Source organism: Proteus sp. G4380, assembly GCF_963885725.1.
Classification (GTDB): Bacteria; Pseudomonadota; Gammaproteobacteria; order Enterobacterales; family Enterobacteriaceae; genus Proteus; species Proteus mirabilis.
Map to the genome: position 1 here is coordinate 12,213 of NZ_CAWPAV010000052.1, position 26,172 is coordinate 38,384.

25 protein-coding genes are annotated in these 26,172 nt (G+C 39.7%); 20 read left to right on the forward strand and 5 right to left on the reverse strand.

Going from position 1 to position 26,172, the window contains the following annotated elements:
• Positions 1-897, reverse strand: coding sequence for a cation diffusion facilitator family transporter (locus AACU98_RS04395; protein ID WP_017827617.1), 897 nt, complete (start codon positions 895-897; stop codon positions 1-3).
• A 76-nt stretch (positions 898-973) separates the two neighbouring features.
• Complete coding sequence (locus AACU98_RS04400; RefSeq protein WP_004246138.1) at positions 974-1,552, reverse strand: helix-turn-helix domain-containing protein; 579 nt, start codon at positions 1,550-1,552, stop codon at positions 974-976.
• A 238-nt stretch (positions 1,553-1,790) separates the two neighbouring features.
• Between AACU98_RS04400 and AACU98_RS04405 the strand changes: the two genes are divergently transcribed.
• The 5 genes from AACU98_RS04405 (at position 1,791) to AACU98_RS04425 (ending at position 8,607) form a co-directional block, all read left to right on the forward strand.
• Positions 1,791-2,978, forward strand: a complete 1,188-nt coding sequence (locus tag AACU98_RS04405; RefSeq protein ID WP_004246137.1) for an MFS transporter — start codon at positions 1,791-1,793, stop codon at positions 2,976-2,978.
• Positions 2,979-3,747: 769 nt separating this feature from the next.
• Entirely contained in the window at positions 3,748-5,094 is a 1,347-nt protein-coding gene (locus AACU98_RS04410; RefSeq protein ID WP_004246136.1) for an NCS2 family permease, read from the forward strand.
• A 127-nt stretch (positions 5,095-5,221) separates the two neighbouring features.
• A complete protein-coding gene (locus AACU98_RS04415; RefSeq protein WP_004246135.1) occupies positions 5,222-5,725 on the forward strand; it encodes a GNAT family N-acetyltransferase in 504 nt (167 codons plus the stop codon).
• 357 nt (positions 5,726-6,082) lie between these two features.
• Positions 6,083-7,732 (forward strand): Na+/H+ antiporter, encoded by a 1,650-nt coding sequence (locus tag AACU98_RS04420; protein ID WP_004246134.1) that lies wholly within the window; start codon positions 6,083-6,085, stop codon positions 7,730-7,732.
• 2 nt (positions 7,733-7,734) lie between these two features.
• The gene (locus tag AACU98_RS04425) at positions 7,735-8,607 is read left to right on the forward strand and encodes a carboxylate/amino acid/amine transporter (RefSeq protein ID WP_004246133.1); all 873 of its coding nucleotides are present in this window, start codon (positions 7,735-7,737) and stop codon (positions 8,605-8,607) included.
• On the opposite strand, the gene metR is transcribed toward AACU98_RS04425, so the two are convergent.
• Entirely contained in the window at positions 8,522-9,475 is a 954-nt protein-coding gene (gene metR, locus AACU98_RS04430) for an HTH-type transcriptional regulator MetR (protein WP_004246132.1), read from the reverse strand. The two genes, AACU98_RS04425 and metR, sit on opposite strands and share 86 nt — an antisense overlap.
• A gap of 107 nt (positions 9,476-9,582) precedes the next feature.
• On the opposite strand from metR, the gene metE reads away from it, so the two are divergent.
• Both metE and AACU98_RS04440 read left to right on the forward strand, forming a co-directional pair.
• A complete protein-coding gene (metE, locus tag AACU98_RS04435) occupies positions 9,583-11,856 on the forward strand; it encodes a 5-methyltetrahydropteroyltriglutamate--homocysteine S-methyltransferase (protein WP_161735615.1) in 2,274 nt (757 codons plus the stop codon).
• Positions 11,857-12,024: 168 nt separating this feature from the next.
• Complete coding sequence (locus AACU98_RS04440) at positions 12,025-12,852, forward strand: hypothetical protein (RefSeq protein WP_004246130.1); 828 nt, start codon at positions 12,025-12,027, stop codon at positions 12,850-12,852.
• A gap of 104 nt (positions 12,853-12,956) precedes the next feature.
• Here the strand turns inward: AACU98_RS04440 and AACU98_RS04445 are convergent, their stop codons facing one another.
• The gene (locus AACU98_RS04445; RefSeq protein ID WP_004246129.1) at positions 12,957-13,349 is read right to left on the reverse strand and encodes a YidB family protein; all 393 of its coding nucleotides are present in this window, start codon (positions 13,347-13,349) and stop codon (positions 12,957-12,959) included.
• A gap of 342 nt (positions 13,350-13,691) precedes the next feature.
• Between AACU98_RS04445 and udp the strand changes: the two genes are divergently transcribed.
• The 10 genes from udp to tatC all read left to right on the forward strand — a co-directional run bounded on the left by udp (position 13,692) and on the right by tatC (position 22,259).
• Positions 13,692-14,450, forward strand: coding sequence for a uridine phosphorylase (gene udp / locus AACU98_RS04450; protein WP_004246127.1), 759 nt, complete (start codon positions 13,692-13,694; stop codon positions 14,448-14,450).
• Between the two features lie 149 nt (positions 14,451-14,599).
• Positions 14,600-15,382 carry a tyrosine-protein phosphatase gene (locus tag AACU98_RS04455; RefSeq protein WP_004249528.1) on the forward strand — a complete coding sequence of 261 codons (783 nt, stop codon included), beginning with the start codon at positions 14,600-14,602 and terminating at the stop codon, positions 15,380-15,382.
• A gap of 71 nt (positions 15,383-15,453) precedes the next feature.
• Positions 15,454-15,984, forward strand: a complete 531-nt coding sequence (locus tag AACU98_RS04460; RefSeq protein WP_004246124.1) for a DedA family protein — start codon at positions 15,454-15,456, stop codon at positions 15,982-15,984.
• Between the two features lie 102 nt (positions 15,985-16,086).
• Complete coding sequence (gene rmuC, locus AACU98_RS04465) at positions 16,087-17,427, forward strand: DNA recombination protein RmuC (RefSeq protein WP_004246122.1); 1,341 nt, start codon at positions 16,087-16,089, stop codon at positions 17,425-17,427.
• A gap of 81 nt (positions 17,428-17,508) precedes the next feature.
• Positions 17,509-18,264 carry a bifunctional demethylmenaquinone methyltransferase/2-methoxy-6-polyprenyl-1,4-benzoquinol methylase UbiE gene (gene ubiE, locus AACU98_RS04470; protein WP_004246121.1) on the forward strand — a complete coding sequence of 252 codons (756 nt, stop codon included), beginning with the start codon at positions 17,509-17,511 and terminating at the stop codon, positions 18,262-18,264.
• A gap of 1 nt (position 18,265) precedes the next feature.
• Complete coding sequence (locus AACU98_RS04475) at positions 18,266-18,907, forward strand: ubiquinone biosynthesis accessory factor UbiJ (protein WP_004246120.1); 642 nt, start codon at positions 18,266-18,268, stop codon at positions 18,905-18,907.
• Positions 18,907-20,544 carry a ubiquinone biosynthesis regulatory protein kinase UbiB gene (gene ubiB, locus AACU98_RS04480; protein ID WP_161735617.1) on the forward strand — a complete coding sequence of 546 codons (1,638 nt, stop codon included), beginning with the start codon at positions 18,907-18,909 and terminating at the stop codon, positions 20,542-20,544. Before AACU98_RS04475 ends, ubiB begins: the two co-directional genes overlap by 1 nt.
• 125 nt (positions 20,545-20,669) lie before the next feature.
• Positions 20,670-20,936: a Sec-independent protein translocase subunit TatA gene (gene tatA, locus AACU98_RS04485; RefSeq protein WP_004246118.1), complete on the forward strand. Its 267-nt coding sequence runs from the start codon at positions 20,670-20,672 to the stop codon at positions 20,934-20,936.
• Between the two features lie 3 nt (positions 20,937-20,939).
• Positions 20,940-21,470 (forward strand): Sec-independent protein translocase protein TatB, encoded by a 531-nt coding sequence (gene tatB, locus AACU98_RS04490; RefSeq protein WP_004249526.1) that lies wholly within the window; start codon positions 20,940-20,942, stop codon positions 21,468-21,470.
• A 3-nt stretch (positions 21,471-21,473) separates the two neighbouring features.
• Positions 21,474-22,259, forward strand: coding sequence for a Sec-independent protein translocase subunit TatC (tatC, locus tag AACU98_RS04495; RefSeq protein WP_004246116.1), 786 nt, complete (start codon positions 21,474-21,476; stop codon positions 22,257-22,259).
• A 62-nt stretch (positions 22,260-22,321) separates the two neighbouring features.
• Here the strand turns inward: tatC and rfaH are convergent, their stop codons facing one another.
• The gene (gene rfaH / locus AACU98_RS04500; RefSeq protein WP_004246114.1) at positions 22,322-22,822 is read right to left on the reverse strand and encodes a transcription/translation regulatory transformer protein RfaH; all 501 of its coding nucleotides are present in this window, start codon (positions 22,820-22,822) and stop codon (positions 22,322-22,324) included.
• Between the two features lie 284 nt (positions 22,823-23,106).
• Here rfaH and pepE point away from each other — a divergent pair, with 284 nt between their 5' ends.
• The 3 genes from pepE (at position 23,107) to fre (ending at position 26,138) form a co-directional block, all read left to right on the forward strand.
• Positions 23,107-23,832 carry a dipeptidase PepE gene (gene pepE / locus AACU98_RS04505; RefSeq protein ID WP_004246111.1) on the forward strand — a complete coding sequence of 242 codons (726 nt, stop codon included), beginning with the start codon at positions 23,107-23,109 and terminating at the stop codon, positions 23,830-23,832.
• Between the two features lie 119 nt (positions 23,833-23,951).
• On the forward strand, positions 23,952-25,421 hold the full coding sequence (gene ubiD / locus AACU98_RS04510) for a 4-hydroxy-3-polyprenylbenzoate decarboxylase (RefSeq protein WP_012368791.1): 1,470 nt from the start codon (positions 23,952-23,954) through the stop codon (positions 25,419-25,421).
• Between the two features lie 15 nt (positions 25,422-25,436).
• The gene (fre, locus tag AACU98_RS04515; protein ID WP_004246107.1) at positions 25,437-26,138 is read left to right on the forward strand and encodes an NAD(P)H-flavin reductase; all 702 of its coding nucleotides are present in this window, start codon (positions 25,437-25,439) and stop codon (positions 26,136-26,138) included.
• Positions 26,139-26,172 lie beyond the last annotated feature (34 nt).

Here is a 26,172-nt window from a genome sequence, read left to right on the forward strand (position 1 = left end):
CTAATGATGATTATCTTCCAGATGTTGTTTATCCTCACTTTCCATCTGTAAGGTAATATGATTGATATGAAATTGTTCACGTAGTTGCTTATCAATAGTAAGGCGTAATGCTTCACTATCTACATTGGGTTGATAGACAATATGACCACTGAGGATCAACTTGCTTTGCGTCAGTGCCCATAAATGTAAATCATGGGAGCTAGCCACCCCTGCGGTATTATTAATGGTGTCTGTTACCTCAGTTAAATTAATGCCTTTAGGCACGCCTTCTAATAAAATATTCAGGCACTCTTTTAATAAGATCCACGTGCGCGGAAAGACCATAAAGCCGATTAATACCGCAATAATAGAATCAACTAATTGCCAACCGGTTAGCCAAATAATTACCGCCCCAATAATGACGCCCACTGAGCCTAACATATCCGCCCACACTTCAAGATAAGCCCCTTTAACGTTTAAGCTTTCATCTTTTGCACTGGTGAGCATTTTCATTGAGATAAAATTAATGATAAGCCCTGCTATTGCCACAACAAGCATACCCATAGACTGAATGTCAGGAGGGGAAGAGAGTCGTTGATAAGCCTCATAAAGAATATAAAAAGCCACCGCCATTAAGATCAGTGCATTCATCGCAGCAGCCAATATTTCAAAACGAGCATAGCCATAAGTTCTGAATAGATCTGCTGCTTTTCTACCTGCGTGGATCGCGATAAGAGCAAGTAAGAGTGCAAATGCATCTGTCATCATATGCATTGCATCAGAAATCAAGGCTAAACTTTCTGTTAAGTAGCCACCAATAAACTCAATCACCATAAAAGAGCCTGTTAATGCAAAAGCAATTAACAGACGTGATTCAGGTAGCGCTTTGACATCACCGTGCTCGTGGCCTGCACTCATGCTATTTATCCCCGCCATTATTAATAATACTTAGAATAATAGTTTAAATGGCGGTGAAATATAATGGGTATTTGTCTTAAGGACGATGATGATAGTGTTGTTGATTGGGGCTAGACATGATAACTGATGCACGCATATGGCCTTCCACACAAATATAAGAGTGTGGCGCATTACCATGAAAGGCATAAAAATCGCCGGTTTCTAATAATACGGTTTCATCGTTAGCAAAACGCATCATCAGTTTGCCAGAATAGACCATAATATGCTCTTGGGTGCCGTCGGCATGGGCTGGGCTATTAATAATTGCCCCGTGCTTCATCTCAATATGCCAAATTTCAGTAATATTGCCGATGCCAATACGGAATTTAAATTCTTGTGCATAGTCGCCAACGATAGGCTTATGTCGCTCTAAGCGAGGATATTCTTCGCGGGTAAAACTAAATAAATCACCTAATGGAAATCCAAGGGCTATCGCGATAGCTTCTAAGGTATCGATGCGAGGATTAGAATCGCCAGACTCTAATTTGGACAATGCCGCTTTAGATATGCCTGATTTTCTTGATAACTCATTAAGTGACAAGTTTCGAGATTGTCTTAACTGCTTAACCTTATTACCAAGGTATTCGTTTGTCTTTTTCGGTGATTGTGGGTTCATTGCCAATTCAAAATATTGTCAGTTTAAAAGTATAATTTCCTGTAGATGATAACATCAATTCTTCACAGACGGGAAAAGCACAGACTATTTAGACAATATTTTGTGAACAGGGTGCGCGTATCAGGCGATATTTTAAAGCATGTTTATCTATTTCTTATCCTCTATAATAAGGCAATATTTTCCATTCATTCAATATTCACTATGATGAGGTTTCTACAGCGTGTAGAAACAAAATAATATGTTGCAACAAAATTATCGTCAGTCCGAGCTTTTTGCTATTACTACTATTACAGTCAGTATTGCGGTGATAGGGATTGTTATTGGATTAACTATTCCGATGGTGGCTTTACGGCTAAACTTGGCGGGGATCAGTGAATCTATTATTGGTCTGATTTCAGCCGCACCTGCAATGGGAATGTTAATCATCTCACCCTTTGCACGCTATATTGTGCAATGGCTTGGTAAACGTTTAGCGATGTTATTAGCAACGATTATATCAGCCATTAGTCTATTGCCTTTAATGGGGAGTTTGCCATTAGAATTCCTGTTCCCATTACGACTAATCACCGGGATTGCCAGTGGTGTGATGATCTGTTTGGGGGAGACATGGATCAATGAACTTGTACCGGATAATAAGCGAGGTCGTATTTTAGCGATTTATACGACCGTGTTTACTATCAGCCAGTTGCTAGGCCCTTCAATTATTGCGTTATATGGCGTTGCTGATAAAACACCGATCTTAATTAGCGTACTGCTTCATATTATCTCTATCGTGCTATTTTTAATGATGGATCAGAAAGTGGGCGATAAATTAGCTAAAGACTCAGAAGAGTCGCACTTTTCTATTCTTCGTTTTATTAAAGTGGCGCCTGCGATATGTGGTGGCATTATCTTTTTTGCATTTTTTGATGGCACAGTGTTGTCTATGTTCCCTATTTATGGGCTAAGTGTTGGTCATAGTGAAGCGATTGCCGCCATGATGATCAGTGCTATTTTGGCGGGAGATGCCATAATGCAAATGCCATTTGGTTGGCTTGCTGATCATATGAATAGAACACGGCTATACCGAATTTGTGGAGTCATTACATTATTAGCAAGCTTATTATTGCCCATTGCTATGCCACATACTTTAGTTATTTGGCCACTATTATTAGTGCTTGGTGCAACGGCGGGAGCCATTTATACCATTGCATTGGTACAAATTGGGCAATACTTTTCAGGAAATGATCTGATGATAGCAAATGCTTCAGCGGCGATGTTATGGGGCATTGGTAATCTTTCTGGTCCCATTTTAGCCGGTGCTATGTCTGAAATCTCTCCATCTGCGTTACCTTTTTTATTGGTGGTTATGACGGGATTATTTTTAGTTTCGACGATGGATCGCTTTAACTTGCATGTCGACACTCTAAATCGTCATACATCATAATTGCATGCTCTTTTTTACCTTATTGTAGGTAAAAGAGGGCGCTATTTTCATTAAATTAGACAATAATTTCCTGCTGTTTTATCACCCATTCAATTATTTTTTCTTTTATTATCTTTATTTTAATAATCAATGTAATACATACTATTCAAAGGTTTTTATTGGTGATTTATTAAGAATAATCCAGAAATAATAAAATGAAATAAGAAAGATTTGCTAAATGGCACTATTTTCATCTAGTTTTATCACAAGGAGGTGTGTGTTTTTCAAGCAGAGTGTGATGAATACTGAGTCAATATTATCGCCAAACAAGGGAAGATGCTGTTAAAACAGTAAGTTCAAAAATGATAAAAACATAAGAAATATTTAATTAATATTTATAGTATCAAACCAAGCATTATTAATATAAACATCAATGATATTAATAAAAACAGTTGATTATAAGTACGCTTCACCTTTTAGGGTGATTGCGTTGCTAAAACAGTTTAACCAGAGGAGAAATATATCACTATTCTCCTCTTTTCTTTTTTCTGCGAACACTAGAATGTCTTTTTATGACATTTTTGCTAAAAAAGTATTTTTTTTCTTGATTCTTACCCTAAAAGCACCAGATAATCGTTTGCGTCAAATTCTCTCACTCTATCCACATTAATAAACAAACGTTTGCTTTTTCACTCCTCTGATGATTTTTTACCATTGGAGGTGATAATAATTTTAGACGTAATCGTTTTCGTTGGGGAGGGTGAACTGTTTTTTATGTCAGAGGAATGTAATGTCTGCTAATCAATCAGCAACCACAGGTAAACTGGATAATTATTTTAAGCTTACCGCCCGGGGCACTACGGTTCGTAAAGAGATGATCGCCGGTTTAACAACCTTTTTGGCGATGGTCTATTCCGTTATTGTCGTACCCAGTATGCTAGGGCAAGCGGGGTTCCCCCACACGGCGGTATTTATCGCAACCTGTTTAGTGGCAGGATTTGGTTCTCTGTTAATGGGATTGTGGGCAAATCTACCTATGGCGATTGGTTGTGCCATTTCATTAACGGCGTTTACCGCCTTTAGTTTGGTACTTGGTCAACATATCTCTGTACCTGTTGCTTTGGGGGCGGTGTTTTTGATGGGGTGCCTATTTACCCTATTTTCTTTAACAGGGATCAGAACGTGGATCTTAAAAAATATTCCGATTGGTATCGCTCATGGCGCCGGTATTGGTATCGGGCTATTTTTACTTTTGATCGCAGCCAATAGTGTTGGGTTAGTGGTGAAAAATCCATTAGCCGGATTACCTGTTGCGATGGGAGAATTTACTTCTTTTTCAGTATTAATGTCATTGGCCGGTCTTGCTGCTATTTTTGGTCTAGAAAAACGTAAAGTTCCCGGTGGTGTGTTATTAGTCATTATTGCGATTTCGATTATTGGATTGATTTTTGATCCTAACGTGAAATACCAAGGGTTCTTTAAAATGCCACAATTAGGCGAAGAGGGCCTTGCACTATTATTTGCCATGGATATTAAAGGCGCATTACAACCACTTGTTTTACCTAGTGTATTAGCTTTAGTGATGACGGCTATTTTTGATGCGACAGGAACCATTCGCGCAGTGGCGGGACAAGCTAATTTACTTGATAAACGAGGACAAATTATCAATGGTGGTAAAGCGTTAACTTCTGATTCCGTGAGCAGTATATTTGCTGGGGCAATTGGTGCAGCACCTGCAGCAGTATATGTTGAGTCTGCAGCGGGTACTGCAGCTGGTGGTAAAACAGGGCTCACTGCAACTGTGGTCGGTATTCTCTTTTTATTGATCCTCTTTTTATCACCACTATCTTATTTAGTTCCCCCCTATGCGACAGCCCCTGCATTAATGTATGTGGGTTTATTGATGTTAGGTAATGTCACTAAGTTAGATTTTAGTGATTTTGTCGATGCGATGTCAGGTATGGTGTGCGCGGTATTTATCGTATTAACGTGTAATATTGTTACAGGCATTATGTTGGGTTTTGGCTGTTTAGTGATTGGCCGTATTTTTGCCGGTGAGTGGCGTAAACTTAATATTGGTACAGTTCTAATTGCTATTGCTTTAGTGGCATTTTATGCCGGACACTGGGCAATTTAATTAAAATCATCAGGTTTAAACATAAAAAGCGGAATATATTTTTATTCCGCTTTTTTGCTATTTATTTATCTAGTTTTATTCGCTATTGTCGAGGTTAAGACTCATTGTTAATTTTTTGGTAAAATAAATGCATCAGATAGAAATACGACATGGTGAGCCTGAAGATGCTATAGCAATACAGCAATTGTATACACATCCAGACTTATATATTTGTACTTGTCAGTTCCCTTATCCATCAGTCACTATGTGGAAAAAAAGGCTAATTGAATTTTCTGAACAAAATATTCCACATTTTGTTGCTTCTTTTGACGGTCAAATCGCAGGTCATTTGGCGTTGATCATCGACAATCATCCTCGTCGTCGGCATATCGTCAGCTTTGGTATTGGTGTTGGTGCTGAGTTTTCAGGAAAAGGTATAGGTAAAGCACTCATTAATACGGCAATTGATTATGCTTTTAATTGGTTGGCTGCAACACGTATCGAGCTAGAAGTTTATGCTGATAATGAAAGAGGCCTTCATTTGTATAAAAAATTAGGTTTTGAAGTGGAAGGCATTCGTCGTAATGCAGCCTTCAGAGAAGGTAAATATTGTGATGTTGTGATGATGGCTCAGCTAAAAAATATCGAATAACTCTGTGGGGGCTTGACGCTGTTTTCATTTTTCAATGATAGAGCCTATTTTACTTTTTGATCCTCTTAAGAGTATGACTAGAACAGAAAACAGCAATAACAGCATACTTTTTCTCTTTCTGATGCCGTTAATAGATAACACTATGCATTAATATGTTAGCTTTTTTGTAAGATACGATTAATCTTAATTTTATATCATTCTTCATTAGTCGATGTGGGTTCAGTTTAAAATAGGAAAGGTAAAGATAGGCATGGTAGATAAACTTTTATGATGCGTTTCTTTATCATTCAGCAAGGGTTCTTTTCATATCAGGAAAGATGGCAGATTCTTAGATAAAAATAAGCATGTAAGGGTAGCATGGAAATTTTCTTTACTATTTTAATTTTAATATTGGTAGTTTCTGTTTCAGGTGTCATTACCAAAGTTATTCCTTTTCGCATTCCATTACCATTAATCCAGATTGTGATCGGGGCACTTTTGGCTTGGCCTCAGTTTGGTTTACATGTCACCTTTGATCCTGAACTCTTCTTAGTTTTACTGATCCCTCCTTTACTTTTTGTTGATGGATGGAAAACCCCCACACGTGAATTTATCCAAAATGGTCGAGAGATCTTTATCCTTGTGCTGGTTTTGGTAATGGTGACAGTAGTAGGTATTGGTTACCTTATTTACTGGATAATGCCTAGTATTCCACTTATTTCTGCGTTCGCGCTCGCCGCGGTTCTCTCGCCAACTGATGCGGTGGCATTATCCTCGATTGTCGGTAAGGGGCGAATACCGAAGCGGATCATGGGGGTTTTAGAAGGCGAAGCCTTAATGAATGATGCTTCGGGTCTGGTGGCGCTGAAATTTGCCGTTGCTGTGGCTATGGGCACGATGATATTTACCGTGGGTGGCGCAACCTTTGAGTTTTTTAAAGTGGCAATAGGCGGTTTATTAGCGGGTATTGCGGTAACGTTAGTCTATAGTAAATCTCTGCGATTGATGAGCCGTTGGAGTGGTGATGATCCTGCCACTCAAATTGTCTTTATGTTGCTGTTGCCTTTTGCTTCTTATTTGATTGCTGAACATATTGGCTTTTCCGGGATCCTTGCTGCCGTGGCCGCAGGTATGACTATCAGTAAATCAGGTGTGATCCGCAATGCACCATTGGCGATGCGCTTGCGTGCAGATAGTGTCTGGTCAATGTTAGAGTTTGTCTTTAACGGACTGGTCTTTATTATGCTGGGTTTACAGCTTCCTGTTATTTGGACAAGCTCGGTTATTCAAGCTGATCTTGATCCTGAAGTTGAAGTATGGATGCTGTTTGCCGCCGTCTTTGTTATCTATTTTGCGTTACTGATTTTACGTTTTACATGGTTATGGCTAATGAAGAAAATCAGCCATCTCTTTATGAAAAAGCATCCCCTTGATTTTGCCACTTATACGACGAGAGAATTATGGCTATCTTCTTTTGCTGGGGTACGTGGTGCTATCACCTTAGCCGGTGCGCTCTCTATACCGCTATTTTTAACTGATGGCAGTACTTTCCCTGGGCGCTATCAGATAATCTTTATTGCGGCAGGGGTGATCCTGTTATCCATTTTGGTCGGTATTATTTCATTACCTTTCTTACTAAAAGGGATTAAAGCTACCGATAAAGAAGCGGATAAAAATGAAGTACGTTATGCCAAGAAAGTCATGGCAGAAGTCGCTATTGTTAGCCTCAATAAGATGGAAGAGCGTTTAGCTGCAAGTACAGAAGAGCAACTTGATGCGGAAGAAATTAATGAAGTAGCTTCTCGAGTTGCCGGTTATTTAAGACGACGTACCGCGGATCAGGACGAGATGATGCACAATATGTTGGTGGAAGATCTGGAAAGACGTTTTCGCCTAACGGCATTGCGTGCAGAGCGTGGTGAGCTTTATCACTTACGTGCAACGCGTAAAATTAGTAACGAAACACTACAACTTTTGCTTCATGAATTAGATTTAATGGAAGCGCTGTTAGTTGAGAAAGACAGTTAATTATGTGGCTACTGGTTATTACAACGTTGTTATGGGCGGCTTCTTTTAGTCTGATTGGTGAATATCTCGCAGGTCAGGTTGATAGTTGGATCTCAGTATTGATTAGAGTGGTGTTAGCTGCCATCGTCTTTTTGCCTTTCCTACGTTGGAAAGGCATTCGCCTTAAAGTGATTTTATTGTATATGGGAGTAGGCGCATGCCAATTGGGTATTATGTACCTGTTTGTGTTCCACGCTTATAACTATTTAACCGTAGCTGAGTTTTTACTCTTTACTGTATTAACACCACTTTATGTCACCTTAATTTATGATCTACTTGAAAGACAACGTTTACGTTGGGGCTATGCCTTTAGCGCACTACTGGCGGTATTAGGGGCGGCCATTATTCGTTATGATCATCTTAGTGATGACTTCTGGCTGGGATTATTATTGGTTCAGTTAGCCAATATTTTCTTCGCCATAGGACAGGTAGGCTATAAACGATTAATGGAAATGCATCCACTTCCTCAACATCACGCATTCTCTTGGTTTTATATCGGGGCGGTGGTGGTTGTGTTAGTCGGCTCGTTATGTTTTGCCGATTGGCAAAAAATGCCAACCACATCGTTACAGTGGGGGGTATTGCTTTGGTTAGGTATTGGCGCTTCTGGAATAGGCTATTTTATGTGGAACTATGGGGCGACACAGGTAGATGCTGGAACCCTTGCGATTATGAATAATATGATGGTTCCAGCGGGATTATTAGTCAACTTCTCTATTTGGCAACAGCATCCTAATTGGCCAAGTTTCATCATAGGCGCGAGCCTGATTGTTGCATCACTTTGGTTCCATCGGCGTTGGATACACCAACCTGTTTTACAAAAGGCAGATGATTAACGGCATGTTGACCTGCTAAGCGTATAAACTCTCGTATTGCCGGTTGATGTTGCTCACCTGTACGGTTAGCTGCATATAACCGGCTCCATAATCCTTCTCCTAAGGTCTTTGTGACCACTAATCCTTGTTTTTCAAAATTCTCTACGGCCCAGTGCGGCAGTGCCGCTATACCCATTCCTGCTGCCACCATTTGAATAAGAAGTAAGGTGTTATCTACATGTTTAAAATGTGGCGTGATCCCTGCGGGCTGTAAAAAATGACGCCAAATATCAAAACGCTCTCTTTGGACGGGATAGATAAACAGTGTTTCTGAGATCAAATCTTGTGGTTGAATATGTAAGCGATTAGCCAGCGGGTGATCAGGAGATAACACAAGCTTAACTTCATAATCAAACAACGCAGTATAGTGCAGGCGTTGGTTATCCAAGATATCAGAAGTGAGTACGACATCTAATTCTCGTTGTAATAAAGCCGGTTGTGGATCAAAAGTGACACCTGAATGAAAGTCGACATTCACATCCGGCCATGTTTGGCGATATTGCTGTAATGCGGGCGTTAACCATTGAATACAGCTATGGCATTCAATAGCAATATTTAAATGAGCATTACCCGGCTCATTACACTCTTCTATCGCTCGGCGCACAATGGGTAGGACTTCTTGCGCTAATCTTAATAACACTTCGCCTTGTGGTGTAAATCGTAGTGGTTGGCTTTTACGGACAAAAATACGATAACCAAGACGATGCTCTAATTCACTAAACTGGTGAGAGAGCGCGGATTGTGTTTGATGTAACTGATTTGCCGCATTGGCAAGAGATCCTGTTTGCTTAAGTGCCAATATCGTTTTTAAGTGTTTTATTTCTATCATGAGAAACCTTCAGGTTGTGAATGAAAAATTTGCGCTTGTGGTTTATACACTACCTGTAGATTATGGATGTGTAAACATCTAGACGGCTAAAAACAGGATTTTTTATTATGACAATTCGCAATCACACATTAGGTTTCCCACGTATTGGCTTAAATAGAGAGCTAAAAAAGGCACAAGAGAGCTATTGGGCTGGTGATCTTTCTCAGGCAGAACTTCTGGCAGTTGGTAAAGAATTACGCGCTCGTCATTGGCAACAGCAAGCTAATGCAGGAGTCGAATTATTACCCGTTGGCGATTTTGCTTGGTACGACCAAGTCTTGGGTACTAGTCTCCTATTAGGCAATATACCGCCACGCCATCGTAATGAAGATGGTCGCCTAGATCTTGATACTCTATTTCGAGTGGCGAGAGGCAGATCACCAACGGGTAAACCTGCGGCCGCCTCAGAAATGACAAAATGGTTTAATACTAACTATCACTATATCGTGCCAGAATTTCAGCAAGGACAATCATTTACACTGGCGTGGCAACAGCTACTGGATGAAGTCGATGAGGCTTTAGCATTAGGCCATAATGTGAAACCGGTACTTTTGGGGCCGATCACCTACTTATGGTTAGGAAAAGTTAAAGGACCTGAGTTTGATAGATTGTCACTGTTAGACGCTATTTTACCTGTTTATCAGCAAGTATTGAGTCAGTTACAGCAAAAAGGTATCGAGTGGGTACAAATTGATGAGCCTGCACTGGTTCTTGATTTACCCATTGAGTGGCAAAATGCTTATCAAGTTGCTTATCAAGCATTGACTGGACAGGTTAAACTATTATTGACTACCTATTTTGATGGTATTACTCATCATCTTGATATTATTAAAAACTTACCGGTAAATGGGCTACATATTGATCTATGTGCAGGACAGGACGCATTGCAAGTTATACACCAAGCATTGCCTAAAGACTGGGTGTTATCGTTAGGGGTCATTAATGGTCGCAACGTCTGGAAAGCGGATCTAACTACCCGTTATCAACAAGTAGTTGCATTAAAAGGTAAGCGTCCATTATGGATTGGCACATCATGCTCTTTGTTGCATAGTCCAATTGATTTAAGTGCGGAGACTAAGCTTGATGATGAAGTGAAAAGCTGGTTTGCCTTTGCGGTGCAAAAATGTGCAGAAGTGGCGTTACTCGCAAAAGCATTAAATGCACCAGAAGGTGAATATGACGAACAACTTGCCCAATACAGTGCCCCCATTCGTCAACGTGAACACTCTAGTCGTGTACATAATGCAAAAGTGGCCGCACGCTTGCAGGCGATTAATGCACAAGACAGTGAGAGAACATCGCCTTATCAACAACGAGCTAAAGTGCAACGTGCCCGGTTTAATCTCCCTCTGTGGCCAACGACAACCATAGGTTCATTCCCACAAACTACCGAGATCCGCACAGTACGTTTAGACTTTAAAAAAGGGCGTATTGATACCACTGCTTATCGCACTAATATTAGCGAGCATATTAAGCAAGCCATAGATGAACAAGAGCGCTTAGGGCTTGATGTGTTGGTTCATGGTGAAGCTGAGCGTAATGACATGGTTGAATATTTTGGCGAGCATTTTGAAGGTTATGTCTTTACTCAAAATGGCTGGGTACAAAGCTACGGCTCCCGCTGCGTAAAACCGCCGGTGATCATTGGTGATATTAGCCGTCCTGCACCGATTACGGTAGATTGGGCAACTTATGCTCAATCATTAACCGATAAGCCAGTTAAGGGTATGTTAACTGGGCCGGTGACTATTTTATGTTGGTCTTTCCCGCGTGAGGATGTCAGCCGTGAAACTATCGCTAAACAAATTGCGTTAGCGTTACGTGATGAGGTGGATGATTTACAAAAAGCCGGTATCGGTATTATTCAGATAGATGAGCCTGCATTACGCGAAGGATTACCGTTACGTCGTGATGAGTGGCAAGCATACCTAGATTGGGCTGTTGATGCCTTTAAGCTCAGTGCAGCTATCGCTGATGATGAGACACAAATTCATACACATATGTGTTATTGCGAGTTTAATGACATTATGGAGGCGATTGCTGCATTGGATGCGGATGTGATCACCATTGAAACATCACGCTCAGATATGGAGTTATTAGAAGCCTTTGAACATTTTGATTATCCAAATGAAATTGGTCCTGGGGTATACGATATTCATTCGCCTAATGTACCGAATGTAGAATGGATTGTTGGATTGTTAAGAAAAGCGCAATCGCGTATCCCTGCGGAACGTTTATGGGTAAATCCAGATTGTGGTTTAAAAACGCGGGGGTGGAGTGAAACCCGTGCAGCATTGGCAAATATGGTTGAAGCGGCTAAATATTTACGCCAGAACGTATAATAATATTTAAATAATACATTTTAGTAGCCTGTTATTTTGATGTTATCAATATAATAGGCTATTTTTTTCTTATTAATCAAAAATGTTTATTAATAGGTAAATAAAAATAAGAGATAATCTTATTATTGATATTTTTTAATATTGCTATACTGCACAAAACTTAATTTTATGGATATAGATATTGTGCAAAATGGTATTCACCTGTCAGAAAAAATATTAAATGCATTTCCTACTCGAGCTTTAACATTATCTCCATTAAAAGGGGATGGCGGTTTATTCCGTACCTTATTTTTAGTGATTGCAATGTTAGGGATGACAGTATTTAGTGCTTATCAAATTCCTAATATTGTTTATGATTATCAAATTAGTAAAAACCCCGTGTTTATTGATGCCGATGTTGATGGCTCTTGCCGTTCAAAACTATTTGTTTTAACCAATTGTAGTGTTGACTTACGTTATAAAGGTAACGAGGTTTCACGAAATTTTACTTTTCTTGATTTTGGCAATAAAGATATATTGGTTGAGCCCGTAGCAGATGAAAACGATCTGACTAAAATGACCGTCGATGTGGCAATTGATAATATTTGGTTACGCTTAATTAGTGCATTAGTTTTTACTGCATTATTTGCTTTTTGCGTGATCTTTTTTATTTATCGTCAAATGATCAGCAATAAAGTTAAAAAAGCATTGCTTTCAGTAGGCACCAAACCTTTAAAATTAACGGCTATCCCCGCTAAGGTCGTTGTGAGTAATAAACAATTTATTGCTACCTATAAAACCAATGTTGCCGGAAAAGAGACTTCAATTACTTATTCAGGTAATAAGAAAACGCCACCTATTACATTAGAAATGGAAGGCAAAACTTATGTTTTGGCGGTGTACGAGCCACAACAAAATATTCCTTATGTATTAGATGTTCCCTTAGCTCGAATTCAAGCAACAGAAGAAGAAAAACAACGTTTTCATGAGGCATTAATAGAGGAAGGTATTCTCTAATTACGCTTTAATGCAGTGATGAGAGCGATTGATTATAGAAAACAAGATGGCTATTGCGCTTGATTGGTTAAGAAACAATAGCGCCATAGCCATCATTTAATTTATTAGCCACCAAAGATTTTTGCTTTAAGCATATCCATACCGGCGCTCATTAAATCTAACTCTTTGGGGATAACACCTTCTGGCGTGAGTTTATCAACCAATTTTGGCAAATATTGTGCAGCCATATCAGAGGCTTCAGCGGTATTCATATTGATCTTTGCCGCCAATTCATTAATCACTGGAGATGAAAAAACTTGTACGATTTGCTCGGCATTAATAGGTAAATTACTGCCTGTGCTAATCCAAGATTGGATCAGTTCACTTAATCCTGCGCTATTAAACTGTTTAACCAAGCCTTCAATTCCCCCTTGGGTTTCTACCCATTCGAGTACTGTTTTAAATTGATTAATTTTCTCACCGCCCAACAGGCTTGCGATTTGGTTAAATAAGCTCATGCTTGCTCCAATAACTATCAACGCATTATTACGTTATATTGAGATGTTAATTTTAAAGGCGAGTAGTGTACGTGAAGTTAGTATCTTCATCTATACTCAAGTGATATTTATCCGACTAAGCAAGAATAGAATGCAGGATTTTATTACGCCAAAGCGATATTGATAATGCCGCCATAGCGTCGCTATTCGACACTGTTATTTGTGATAACTATCACGTTTTTATGAAATTGTTACTTTTTTTATTACCTGACAGGTGATGTCAGTCACTAAAAAGGTCTAAAAAACTGATAAAGTAACACTTAATTTAATGAACATTGGTTTTGTCCCATTGAGGAGTCCGATATGTCTGATGTATTTCACTTAGGTTTAACCAAAAATGACCTACAGGGTGCCACTTTAGCAATTGTTCCAGGTGATCCTAAGCGTGTTGAAAAAATTGCCAAATTAATGGATAACCCAGTTCATCTGGCCTCTTTACGTGAGTACACCTCATGGCGTGGTGAAATTGATGGAAAAGCAGTGATCGTTTGTTCTACAGGGATCGGTGGTCCATCAACCTCAATTGCAGTGGAAGAATTAGCACAATTAGGTATTCGTACTTTCTTACGTATTGGTACAACGGGCGCTATTCAAGAGCACATCAATGTTGGTGACATCTTAGTAACCACAGCAGCGGTTCGTTTAGATGGTGCAAGTTTGCACTTTGCACCAATGGAATTCCCTGCAGTGTCTGACTTTGAATGTATGAATGCACTGTATAAAGCGGCTAAAGACAATGGTTCAACGGTTCACGTTGGTGTTACAGCCTCTTCTGATACCTTCTACCCAGGCCAAGAGCGTTACGACACCTATACTGGTCGAGTCGTTCGTCGTTTTAAAGGCTCTATGAAAGAGTGGCAAGAAATGGGTGTGATGAACTATGAAATGGAATCCGCTACATTATTAACCATGTGTGCAAGCCAAGGCTTACGTGCAGGTATGGTTGCAGGCGTTATTGTTAACCGTACTCAACAAGAGATCCCCGATGCTGAATTACTGAAGAAAACTGAAAATAATGCATTAGGTATCGTGATTGAAGCTGCTCGCACTTTAATGAAATAAGTTTTCTAAATGAAATACTAAAGCCTTTAATACATTGGTGTATTAAAGGCTTTTTTTGTGCGGTAATTCATCATGTTAATATGTCAACCGTCATAGATTTCTGTTAAGGTCTTGATGGTCTTAACAATACAACAATGAGAAGAGGCATTATGACTGATATCTTACAAACACATCCTTCGGTGTTGCCTTTAACAGGTGGGATTAACTTTCGTGATCTAGGGGGAAAAAAGCTCAGTAATGGCGGTATTATCAAACCCGGCTTACTCTTTCGCTCCGGTTCACTGGATAGATTAACGGATACCGATCAAGCGCTTCTTATTGATAAAAATCTTTTTCAAATCTTAGACTATCGTGACACAGGTGAAATTGTTGATAAGCCGGATCGAGTATGGGAAGGGGCACAATATTACCATGCTCCAGCCAATCCATTATCGAAAGAAGTGTCAGCTAACCTTGAAAAACTTACCCCAGAAATACTGGAACAGTTTGATGCTAAAGCATTTATGTTTCAGCTATATAAATTACTACCTATTAATAATCCGGCTTATAAACAGTTGGCAACGTTGTTGAAGCAACCAGAAAAAGGCGGTGTCATACAACATTGTGCAGTAGGTAAAGATAGAACGGGGGTGGGCTCTGCTTTAGTTCTATTTGCCTTAGGGGCCTCATTAGATGTGGTGATGGAAGATTACTTACTCACCAATGAAACATTAGCGCCTTTCCGCGCTTATCTTTTAGAAGAGCATGCTAAAACACTGAGTGAAAATGTGGTGAATAAATTTGCGTATGTTTATTCAGTACAAGAAGAGTTCCTGCAAACAGCCCTTGCCAGTATTAATCAACACTATGGCAATATCGATACTTGGCTTGAAAAAGATATTGGCTTGGATGCGCAAAGTAGAGAAAGCTTACAAAACTATTTTCTCGAATAGTGAAGTGATTTATATTCGGTTAAAGATGTTGTGCTTTTTTACTGAAATTAACCGAATTTAAGGTCTCTATTGTGACAGTACAAGACATTATTCATACCATCACTCTGTTTGTAAAAGAGCACGAAATATGGGCTGTGCCTATCGTGTTCTTACTCGCATTTGGTGAGTCACTTGCCTTTATCTCGTTATTAATACCTGCCACTGTAATCCTATTAGGCCTAGGAGCATTAATAGGTGAAAGTGGTCTACTCTTTTGGCCGATTTGGCTTGCCGCCGCCCTAGGCGCTTTTTTTGGTGATTGGATCTCCTATTGGGTGGGTTATCACTATAAAGAGGGGGTAAGAAACTTATGGCCGATTTCTCGCTCACCGCAGACCTTGGTAAGAGGGCATCAATTTTTTAATCGCTGGGGTGTTTGGGGGGTATTTATTGGGCGATTTTTTGGGCCTTTTCGGGCAATAGTGCCTTTAGTTGCGGGTATTTGTGCTATGCCACAACGCTATTTTCAGTTGGCGAATTTGGCTTCTGCGATGATCTGGGCATTTGGTATTCTGGCACCAGGGGCGTTTGGTCTGCAATGGCTGGCGAAATGGATAGGATAATTGCGTCCTTTATCGCAAATCAGCGTATGATGTAAATTGTTGCTAGACAATGTTACTGATGCGTTTTAACGTAGCCCGCTAGAAAATAAAAAGGTTACTTGAGTGGATATTCAGTTGTTATACGGGATCATTGGTTTATTAGGCGGTGTTTTGGTGGGGGGGATCGCCGTTTGGTGGCTTATCCAACAACGCTTAGCCGAAAAAGAAAACCTATTACGTGAAAATTATACTCAGCTTGCGGTTGCACAACAAAAAGCATTGGTGATCCCTTCTTTACAACAACAGATAGCGCACTTAGAGCAAGAGTTACGTGCACAACGTGAAATAATTACTTCTCAAGAAGCCGAATTAAGGGAAGTGACCACGCGTTGGGAAGAGAGCCGAATATCCGCTGAAGAGAAACAGCGTTTACTGCTTAATAGTGAACAACGACTAGCCACTCAGTTTGAAAATCTGGCTAACCGCATTTTTGAGCAAAGTGGACGTAAAGCGCAAGAGCTTAATCGTCAAGGTTTAACCCATCTCCTTTCTCCATTTCGAGAGCAACTAGAGAGTTTTCGTCGGCAGGTACAAGAAGGTTTTGGACAAGAAGCGCGAGAAAGGCATACACTGGTACATGAAATTCGCCAACTGCAACAACTCAATGTCAAAATGGCGCAAGAAGCCGTTAATCTGACTAATGCCTTAAAAGGGGATAATAAAATCCAAGGCAACTGGGGAGAAACGGTATTAGCGCGGATCTTAGAGTCATCTGGTTTACGCGAAGGGCACGAGTTTGAAACTCAAGTCAGTATTCGCCATGAAAATGGCAGTCGTTATCAACCCGATGTGATTGTGCATTTACCGCATCGTCGAGATGTGATTATTGATGCTAAAATGTCGCTGATTGCTTATGAAAGATACTTTAATAGCAGTGATGAAAATGAACAAAAACAAGCGCTGCATGCTCATGTGAACTCTATCAGAGCGCACATTAAAGGCTTAAGTCTCAAAGATTATCATAAGCTACCGGGAGTGACTTCGTTAGACTACGTTTTAATGTTTATACCGATAGAGCCTGCTTACCTCGTTGCTATTGGTCATTCTCCAGATTTATTAGAAGAAGCATTGAAAAATAATATAATGTTGGTTGGGCCATCTACTTTACTTGTTGCTTTGCGTACAATAGCCGCATTGTGGCGTTATGAATACCAAAGCCAAAATGCGCAAGAAATTGCTGATAGAGCGGCTAAAATGTATGACAAATTAAGACTTTTCGTTGATGATATGCAAGGGCTAGGTAATAGCATTCAAAAAGCGCAATCGGGCTATCTATTAGCGATGAAAAAACTCTCTGAAGGTCGTGGAAACCTTATCAGCCAAGCAGAAGGCTTTAAATCCTTAGGGGTTGAGATAAAAAAGACCATTGATAATGATCTGGTTGAAAAATCAGCTTCTGATTGATTTACATAAATAAAAATAGCGGTTTCCGGGCAAGAAATGTACTGAATTTACTAAATTTTGATTAATTAGCGGGCAAATAATATGACTCAACAATCTAAGGAAACAACAGATTTTGGTTTCCAAACCGTTGACAAAGATGAAAAACAAACCATGGTGGCCAAGGTTTTTCACTCTGTTGCATCTAAATACGATTTAATGAATGACTTAATGTCTTTTGGCATCCATCGTGTCTGGAAACGCTATACCATTGAGGCAAGTGGTGTAAGACGTAATCAACGTGTACTTGACTTGGCAGGTGGAACCGGCGATTTAACGGCAAAATTCTCTCGTTTAGTAGGAGAGAATGGTGAAGTGGTTTTAGCTGATATCAATGACTCCATGTTAAAAATGGGACGTGAGAAACTGCGTGATCACGGTATTGTTGGTAATGTCAGTTATGTACAAGCGAATGCAGAAGAGCTGCCATTCCCTGATGATTACTTTGACTGTATCACTATCTCGTTCGGTTTACGTAATGTGACTGATAAAGCCAAAGCGTTACGTTCTATGTTCCGTGTGCTAAAACCCGGTGGACGTCTATTAGTCCTTGAATTCTCTAAACCCGTTCTTGATCCGCTAAGTAAGATTTATGATGCTTACTCTTTCCATATATTACCAAGAATTGGTCAAGTGATTGTGAATGATGCAGATAGCTATCGCTATTTAACCGAATCCATTCGCATGCACCCAGACCAAGAAACATTAAAAGGAATGATGGAAGAAGCTGGGTTTGATCAGGTTTCCTATACCAATATGACTGGAGGTATAGTTGCATTACACAAAGGGTTTAAATTCTAAGATGGAAAAAGCCACTTTTTCTCATGATATTGCTTCTCAAGTGCTCTATCCACTGATAACTGCATCGATGGAAACGGCACTTAATCATGTTTTATATCAGGAAAATGTGCTTAAACCTGCCCGCAATCGCCTTGCGGGCAAAGTCTTGGCGCTTTCTATTAATGAGTTTCCTCAATCTATCTATTTAATTTTCAGCGAACAGCAAGTTGATGTGTTAACTCAATGGAATGATGAGACTGATTGCACGATAAAAACTAAATTATTAACTTTAATTAAACTCACTGACCGACAAAAGTTGTCTGAATTAATTAATCGTGGTGATATTACCATTGAAGGCGATATGCAGGTGGTACAAAACTGGTCTGCCTTGCTGGATATGGCACCCTGGGAGCCTGCGCAATATTTAGCGCCTTATATTGGTGATTTGGCTGCAGAAGGATTATCGCTTGCAGCAAGTAAAGGGCTCAAATTATTCACTACACTATTTGGCCGACAAAAAGCTTATTTAAGAGACGCTTTGATTGAAGAGTGGAAAACCGCCCCCTCAACATTAGAGACTGTCCATTTTTATGATGAAATAGAACAACTGGCACAGCAAACAGCCGAGTTAGAAAAACGGTTAAGCACCTTGGAGAAAAAATAATGCTCCTCAGTGAGTTAAAGCGCCTTTATCATATTATTAAAGTCTTCTTATCTTATGGGCTTGATGAGCTAATTCCTAAACATCGAATTACCTTGCCAGCAAGATTGGGGTGCCGAGCACTATTTTGGATCAAAAATCAGCATGCCGATAAACCATTAGGTGAGCGCTTACGACTTGCATTACAAACATTAGGGCCTGTTTGGATAAAACTGGGTCAAATGTTATCGACTCGACGTGATCTTTTTCCTCCTCATATCGCTGATCAGTTGGCGTTACTGCAAGATAAAGTAGCTCCTTTTGATGGTAAAAAAGCGCGACAATATATTGAAAAATCATTTGGTGGCCCTATCGATAAATGGTTTGATGATTTTGACGAAACACCTCTTGCTTCTGCGTCTATTGCACAAGTCCATACCGCTACATTGAAAGAAAATGGTAAAGAAGTGGTATTAAAGGTGATCCGTCCTGATATTCAGCCTGTTATTAAAGCGGATATTCGTTTGATGTATCGGTTAGCGAATTTATTGCCATTTTTACCCGATGGGCGTCGGTTACGGCCTAAAGAAGTGATCCGCGAATATGAAAAAACATTACTTGATGAGCTAAACCTATTACGTGAAGCGGCAAATGCCATTCAATTGCGTCGTAACTTTGAAAATAGCTCTATGCTTTATATTCCGGAAGTGTATTCGGATTATTGCCATGAAAATGTAATGGTGATGGAGCGTATTTATGGTATTCCTGTTTCAGATATTGATGCGTTAAATGCCCAAAATACCAATATGAAGCTATTGGCAGAGCGTGGGGTTAAAGTCTTTTTTACTCAAGTATTTAGAGACAGTTTTTTCCATGCAGATATGCATCCGGGTAATGTATTTATCAGTTATGATCATCCGGAAAATCCATACTATATTGGCATTGACTGTGGTATTGTCGGCTCACTGACTAAAGAAGATAAACGTTATTTAGCGGAAAACTTCTTAGCATTCTTTAATCGTGACTATCGTCGTGTGGCTGAGTTACACGTTGATTCTGGTTGGGTACCTGCTGATACCAATGTAGAAGATTTTGAGTTTGCTATTCGCACAGTGTGTGAGCCAATCTTTGAAAAACCCTTGTCAGAAATTTCTTTTGGGCATGTGCTACTGAATCTTTTTAATACGGCTCGTCGTTTTAATATGGAAGTACAACCGCAATTGGTTTTACTGCAAAAAACTTTGTTGTATGTTGAAGGCTTAGGTCGTCAGCTTTATCCACAGCTTGACCTTTGGAAAACGGCAAAACCTTTCTTAGAAGATTGGCTACATAGTCAAATTGGTATTACTGCGTTGGTAAATGGTATCAAAAGTAAGGCGCCTTACTGGATTGAAAAGATGCCTGAATTGCCTGAATTGGTTTATGATAGCCTGAAACAACACAAAAATATGAAGTTAACGCTAGAAAAATTGACGGAACAAATAAGTTCACAGAGAGTCAAACAAAGACAGTCCTATTTTTTATTGGGTATGGGAACAACGCTATTTTTATGCGGTAGCCTGTTTTTTGTTTCTGGTTTTAAAACATTATTTAGTGTTTTTATCAGCTTAGGCCTTCTCGCATGGATTTGGGGCTGGTTTAAATCAGGTAATGCACAATAAAAACACATCAAAGTTTGTCTTTGAACAATTTATAATATGAATTCGAGATTCCCGAAAATTGAATTCGATGTATATAATGGGCACTGTTGTAAAGTATAACTCCTAAAATAGTTGAGGAACATAAAATGGGCGGTATTAGCATTTGGCAATTACTCATCATCGCTGTCATCGTAGTCTTATTATTTGGTACTAATAAACTGCGCACTTTAGGCTCAGATTTGGGTGCTTCAGTCAAAGGCTTTAAAAAAGCGATGGGTGACGAAAACCAAAAAGAGACCAACAACGCAGAAAAAACCACGAACGACGCAGATTTTGATACTAAAAATTTAGCGCAGAAGACTTCGACAGAAGAGAAGTCAACCACTGAGAGCAAAAATAAAGAGCAGGTGTAAACCGTGTTTGACATTGGTTTTAGTCAGCTGCTATTGGTCATGGTGATAGGTCTTGTTTTTCTGGGGCCAGAACGATTGCCCGTAGCAGTAAAAACAATTGCTGGCTGGGTAAGGGCATTGCGCTCTTTGGCGGCGAATGTGCAAAATGAGCTAACTCAAGAACTAAAACTTCAAGAGCTTCAAGAGAGCCTGAAGAAAGTGGAAGAGAAAGCGAATTTGCAAACATTATCCCCTGAGCTAAAAGCGTCGATGGATGAGTTAAAAGAGGCTGCACAGTCTTTAAAAGAAACTTATCAAGCACCTACAACGCCAGGATCTACAGAGACAGAGCAGTCTGTAAAAACCGACTCTACGGAACCTACGCCTTCTGATTTAGCGGCACTGGCTGAAGCGAATGAAGCGAATGACGATGTTCAACACAGTTCCAAAACGGTAACTGAAAATACAGAACATGTTATTAAGCCAGATGTTCCTGTTACTAAAACAGTAACAGTAGAGAAGAAAACAACTGATCAGGCAAATGGTGAGCACTAAAACATGGCAGTAAATGATACCCAACCGCTGATCAGCCATTTAATAGAACTGCGTAAGCGTCTAATGTACAGCTTAGTTTCAGTTCTAGTGGTTTTTCTGGCTTTGGTTTATTTTTCTAACGATATCTATCAATTAATCTCGGCACCTTTACTTGATAAGTTGCCGCAGGGGTCAAATATGAGTGCGACTGATGTTGCCTCTACTTTTTTGACGCCAATTAAATTGACTATTATGGTATCCGTTTTTGCTTCTGTTCCTGTGATCCTTTATCAGGTATGGGCTTTTATCGCACCAGCACTGTATAAACATGAACGCCGCTTAATGTTACCGTTACTGGTTTCAAGTACCGTATTATTTTATCTCGGTATGGCGTTTGCGTATTTTGTTGTGTTTCCACTTGCATTTGGTTTCTTTGTGAATACTACCCCAGAAGGGGTTAACTTTATTCCAGATATCAGTAAGTATTTAAGTTTCGTAATGACGCTGTTTATGGCGTTTGGGGCCGCATTTGAAGTTCCTATTGCGATCATCTTGCTGTGTTGGAGTGGTGTCACAACACCTGATGCATTAAAGAAAAAACGTCCTTATATCTTAGTGGGTGCTTTTGTTATTGGCATGGTATTAACGCCACCTGATGTTTTTTCTCAAACATTATTAGCAATACCGATGTATTTATTGTTTGAGATTGGTGTCTTGGTGTCCCGTTTTTATGTCAATAATGGCAGAAGAAAAACACCAGAAGAAGAAGCTGAAGAGGCTGAGGCGCAAGCAACAGAACAGCAGAAATAATTTTAGGAAGTGAGTTTTCTAAAAACATAATTTATTAACCCAGCTAAGGCTGGGTTAACTTTTTAGAAAGGCTCTTTTTTAAACTCTTTATTATCAACGGATTTTTTCACTTCATTATTTAATATTTTTAATAGCAAAATAGAGCGAGTTTCGCCGTCTGGCTCTTGGTATATCGCTTTGATCCCCTGAAAAACACCTTCCGTAATTAATACATAATCACCACTATGCGGCACATTTTCTTCACTGTAGATAACCGAAGACGGTGTCGGCGATTGTAAGGTATCTATAACCTCTTGTGGCACTGTGACAGGATAGCGTCCAAAGCGCACAAAGGCATTAACACCACGGGTAGAATTTATCGTAGTGGTATGAATGACCTCTGGATCAAATTGAATAAATAGATAATTCGGGAACAAAGGCTCGGTGACCAAAGTTCTTTTATTTCTTATTAACTTTTCTATTGTCACCATCGGCGTAAAGCAGATCACCTGCTGACGTTCTAAGTGTTCGATCGCCCGAGCGATTTGTCCGCGTTTACAATACAGAAGGTGCCAGTTTTTCATAATAGAGACAAAGGGTTAGTTGATTCTAATTAGGAGGATAATAGCAAATTTATGATAAAGGTAACAGTAATCTGTCGGTAAATGTAACAAGTGAAATGCAATTTTATACTAGAAAATGATCACTGAAACCGTGTTCAGACGCAATAAATGCAGTGGTTTTGAGAAGTTTCAATCTTATCTCAGATAGAGGTAACAAGTTGACAAAAAAATGATGGCAAAAACAAGAAAAAACTCCCAAGATAATTATCTTAGATCCTGATCCATAATTATAAAGAGGTTTTCAAATGGAAGTTTTTTTATTGAGTAATGGGAAGATTGCCGGGGACCCACAATGGTTAAGTTACGCCAAAGATAATATCGACAGCATGATTAAAAAGCGTGGTATTCGTTCTGCCGTGCTTATTGCATATGCGGTTATTCGTTCTGATCACGACCAACGTGCTCGTGAATTATCAGAAGTATTAGGTATTGAAGTGACTTGTATTGAACATTTTGATTCAGAAGTGGAAGCCATTAACAATGCTGAGTGTATTTTAGTTAGTGGGGGGAATACGTGGTTATTAAACCAAATGCTGCATGAAAAAGGATTAGTGGTTCCTATCCAGCGTGCAGTTCGTGAACGTAATATCCCTTATATCGGTTGGAGTGCGGGTTGTAATGTTGCCACTCCGACTATCCGTACTACAAATGATATGCCTGTGCGCTGTTCTGTTGTTATGCCTTCACTGGGATTATTCCCTGTACAAATTAACCCGCACTATATTGATGCCACCATTAGTGGACATATGGGCGAAACTCGAGATGAGCGTATTGCGGAGTTTTGTGCGATGAACCCAGACGAGATAGTGGTTGCCATTCGTGAAGGTAGTTACTTATATATTCAGGGTGAAGAGTTACGTTATTACAGCGCTAAAAATGAAGGCTTTAAAATTTTCCAACATGGAAAAACTTTTCCAGAACAGTTTGATACAAAAATGTTGGCAAAATGGGTTCCATTTCGCTGTTTATAATAATAATTTGCAATCTCATATAAAAGGCATTGCTTTTTAGTGAGTTATGCGTTTAGCTTATAGTGTTTCAAAGAGGGCTTTGCCCTCTTTTCTCTCACTCACTGGCTCGTAAGATTATGATGAAATACCGCGATTTAAGAGATTTCCTTTCATTACTCGAAGAAAAAGGTGAATTAAAACGCATCACCTTTGAAATAGATCCCTACCTTGAAATGACCGAAATAGCGGACAGAACATTACGTGCTGGTGGGCCTGCACTGTTATTTGAAAATCCTAAAGGGTTTGATATGCCAGTGCTATGTAATTTATTTGGTACACCTGAGCGTGTTGCTATGGGGATGGGGCAAGATGATGTTAAAGCCTTACATGAAGTGGGTAAGCTATTAGCATTTTTAAAAGAGCCTGATCCTCCGAAAGGATTTCGTGATCTTTTTGATAAGTTACCTAAATTTAAGCAAGTTTTAAATATGCCAACTAAGCGCCTGAGCAAAGCCCCTTGTCAGGAGGTTGTGTTAACTGGCGATGATGTTGATTTAACTAAGATCCCCGTGATGCATTGTTGGCCTGAAGATGCAGCACCTTTGATTACATGGGGACTTACAGTAACGCGAGGGCCATTTAAAGAGCGCCAGAATTTAGGTATTTATCGCCAACAAGTGCTTGGCAAAAATAAAGTGATTATGCGTTGGTTATCTCATCGCGGTGGCGCGTTAGATTTCCAAGAATGGTGTCAAAAACACCCAGGAGAACGTTTTCCCGTTTCTGTTGCATTAGGAGCTGATCCTGCGACAATTTTAGGTGCCGTAACGCCAGTACCAGATACATTATCTGAATATGCCTTTGCTGGATTATTGCGAGGTAATAAAACAGAAGTCGTTAAATGCCTTTCCAATGACTTGGAAGTCCCGGCAAGTGCCGAAATTATTCTCGAAGGGTATATTGAACCCGGTGAGCTTGCACCAGAAGGGCCATATGGTGATCATACTGGTTATTATAATGAGATTGACTCTTTTCCAGTATTTACCATAACACATCTAACACGTCGTAAAGATGCTATCTATCACTCTACTTATACAGGGCGTCCACCAGATGAGCCGGCAGTATTAGGCGTTGCGCTTAATGAAGTATTAGTACCGATATTACAAAAACAATTTCCTGAGATTGTCGATTTTTATTTACCTCCTGAAGGTTGCTCTTATCGTTTAGCGGTTGTGACCATGAAAAAGCAGTATGCAGGTCACGCTAAACGCGTAATGATGGGAGTTTGGTCTTATTTGCGACAATTTATGTATACTAAATTTGTGATTGTTTGCGATGATGATGTGAATGCAAGAGATTGGAAAGATGTGATTTGGGCTATCACAACTAGGATGGATCCCGCAAGAGATACCATTATGATGGAAAATACGCCAATTGATTATCTTGATTTTGCTTCACCTGTTTCAGGTTTAGGCTCCAAAATGGGGTTAGATGCGACCAATAAATGGCCCGGTGAAACAGAGAGAGAGTGGGGGCGACCTATCGTAATGACGGATGAAATAAAACAGCGGGTCGATACTATTTGGGAACAGCTCGATATTGTTAAATAATAATAGAGGAACAACATGGCGATACTGAACTGTAAAGTCTCACTCGTTGAGCCGATAACAGATACGGTGTATCGGGTAAGATTATTACCTGATGGCCCATTTGATTTTCAGGCTGGACAATACCTTTTAGCGGTTATGGATGAGCGAGATAAGCGCCCATTCTCTATTGCCTCTATTCCCGAAAATAAAGACTTTATTGAGCTTCATATTGGCGCGTCAGATCTGAATCTTTACGCAATGGCTGTGCTCGATCTTATTTTAGAAACTCAACAATTAAAGATTGATATTCCCCATGGTAATGCGTGGTTTAGACAACAGAGCCAACGTCCTTTGTTGCTTATCGCAGGAGGAACAGGATTTTCTTATACTCACTCTATCTTGCTAGCGGCATTACAAGAAAATCCTCAACGTGCGATAACGCTTTATTGGGGAGGACGAGAGCAGGTACATCTTTATGATCTTAATGAGTTGCAAGATTTAACGGAAAAGTATCCCTCATTATCAGTCGTACCTGTTGTTGAACAACCTGATGACGCTTGGCGTGGTAGAAAAGGGACTGTATTAACGGCAATTAGTGAAGATTTTGGCGATTTATCATCCTATGATATTTATATCGCAGGACGTTTTGAAATGGCTAAAATAGCGCGAGATCGTTTTTGTAATGAGCGTAATGCTGATAGAGAACGCTTATTTAGTGATGCTTTTGAATTTATTTAACAAGCAATAACGATAAAAAACCATAAAAAAACCC